The sequence below is a fragment of the Pararhodobacter sp. SW119 genome (assembly GCF_017811755.1).
In the GTDB taxonomy this organism is placed as follows: domain Bacteria; phylum Pseudomonadota; class Alphaproteobacteria; order Rhodobacterales; family Rhodobacteraceae; genus Pararhodobacter.
In genome coordinates this window covers 1-1,583 of sequence record NZ_JADDJF010000145.1, presented here as the reverse complement: position 1 = coordinate 1,583, position 1,583 = coordinate 1, and the positions used below count along the sequence as shown (strand labels likewise).

Annotated in this window: 1 protein-coding gene; it reads left to right on the top strand. The window is 58.3% G+C overall.

Annotation, left to right across the window (positions count from 1 at the left end):
• A partial coding sequence (locus IM708_RS20925) for a site-specific DNA-methyltransferase (RefSeq protein WP_209428481.1) occupies window positions 1-1,583 on the top strand: 1,583 nt, incomplete at both ends.

The window sequence follows — 1,583 nt, the reverse complement described above, 5'->3', positions numbered from 1 at the left end:
GGGCAAGGTGGACTGCATCTTTATCGACCCGCCCTACAACACCGGTAACGAGGGCTGGTGCTACAACGACAACGTCAACGCGCCGATGATCAAGGAATGGCTGAATTCCAATCCAGTCGGAGTTGATGACGGGCTGCGCCACGACAAATGGTGCGCCATGATGTGGCCGAGGCTTCGCCTCTTGCATGAGCTTCTCGCCGATAACGGGAGCCTTTGGGTTACGATTGACGACAATGAAGATCATCTGCTCAGGCAGATTTTGGATGAGGTGTTTGGGCGAGGCGGCTACATTACCGAGATAGCTTGGCGGCATTCGGATAGCAGCAGCAACAACGTCACGCAGTTTTCGCAGGACTTCAATACAATCTTTGTCTATTCAAAAAACCCCTACTGGGCTCCAAACTTTCTCGACAGCCCTGAAAAAAGGTCACACTACAAGAATCCAGACAATGACCCGAGGGGGCCGTGGTATGACGGCGCGGACATTCAGAACCCCGCCATAAGACCAACTCTTCAATTCGACTATCCCGGCCCAAATGGAAGCATGATAAAGCACCCTCCGAACGGTTGGCGCTGGTCACGTGAAACAATGGATGAAAAGTTTGCGACGGGTGAACTCCGGTACTCCGATGACGGAAAACGGGTAATACGTCGAACTTACCTTGCTGATCAAAAGGGGCTTCCGCCGTCAAGTTTGTGGGCGAATGTAGAGGAAACAGGGCATACGAGGCGAGCAAAAGTCACGCTGAAGCAGGTTTTTGGTGACGACTACGCCAGTGATTTGTTTGCCACCCCGAAGCCCGTTCAAGTGATCAGCAAGGTGTTGGACCTCGCAACTGACAAGGGTTCTATAATCCTCGACTCCTTCGCCGGTTCCGGTACCACCGCCCATGCCGTGCTTGAAGCGAACAAACGCGATGGCGGCAACAGGCGCTTCATCCTTGTCGAGATGGAGGATTACGCCGACCGGCTGACCGCCGAGCGGGTGCGGCGCGTAATAACCGGTTATAACTTCACCGGCACGCAGAGGACCGAGCTTTTGCGCGAACGGCTCAACTGGCGCGCCATCGAACGGGCGGGCGATCTGGTGCAGCGGGTGCAGGGTATCGAGAACCTGCACAGCCATGAATTCGACCGGATCAGGAAAGAGGTGAAGGACGGCGAGCTTGTCGTGACCGGCGAAAGGTCGGTCGCGGAGCGGGCCGAGGGGCTGGGCGGAAGCTTTACCTATTGCACCTTGGGCGAGCCGGTAGAGCTTGACCGCATCCTGACGGGTGCGGACCTTCCGACCTTTGATGCGCTTGCGGGCGTGCTGTTCCACATGGCGACGGCGCAGCCCCTCGACCCGGCGCAGATGGACGAGGGCCGCTTCTATGTCGGCCAAGCGGGCGGGGCGCATGTCTGGCTGATCTATCGCCCCGACCTCGACTGGCTGAAATCGCCCGAGGCCGCGCTGTCACTGTCCTTTGCGCGCAGGGTGGCAGAGGCGCATCCCGGCGACCGGCACCTTGTCTTTGCCCCGGCACGGCATGTTTCGCAACGGATGCTGGATGCCGAGGGCGTGCCGGTGGAGTTTGTGCCAC